This window comes from Alteromonas sp. G4i35, assembly GCF_054960375.1.
This window is the reverse complement of record NZ_JBHNZD010000074.1, coordinates 1-596: the sequence shown is the minus strand read 5'-3', so window position 1 is coordinate 596 and position 596 is coordinate 1. Positions and strand designations below refer to the sequence as shown.

The following is a 596-nucleotide window of genomic DNA, read 5'->3' as shown; positions in this document are numbered from 1 at the left end:
TCAAACAGATCGTTGATGACACTATTGAACTGCGCGTATCGAGGTGCAAAGCTGTAACTGCATAGATCCAATAAGGCGAAGTTAACATGATTGACACCGTGCGTATCTGTCGAGAGCACATCTGGTTTGACATCGCTGCTGTTTGATTGCAGCAGATCATAAATATAGTGTGATTCATGCTCGTTAGAGCCGATGATCCGAGCATTGAGGGCGCTGTGGTTGGCCACCAGAGTCATGGCCGTGATCCCTTTATTGGTACCGAAGTACTTTGAGGAATACCGGGTTTTAAACGTTTCCAGATGGGTTTCGAATTTCTGACCATCCGCACTGGCGTGCAACTGGTCCTCCTGAATATGGTAGTGGCGGAAGATGGGTAATGAAGCCACCGCATTATTGATCACGTCGCTGGCATCATGCAGCGTTTCAGGTCGGATATAGTTAGCCTGTACTGTACTCAGGTGTTCATAACTGCGGTCGGAGATCTGCGCCATACCATACACACCACGGTGAGTGGCGTTAGCAATCAGAATGGCCAGTAAATCATCCTGATGAGTAGTTCCCTGTTTTTGTATTGGCAGCACATGTGTCAGGCTTCG

The 596-nt window shown here is 48.2% G+C and carries 1 protein-coding gene; it reads right to left on the bottom strand.

The features are described 5' to 3' along the window. Positions 1–596 (bottom strand): Tn3 family transposase (locus ACFI6L_RS20280; RefSeq protein ID WP_462574706.1); only part of this gene is annotated, 596 nt, incomplete at both ends.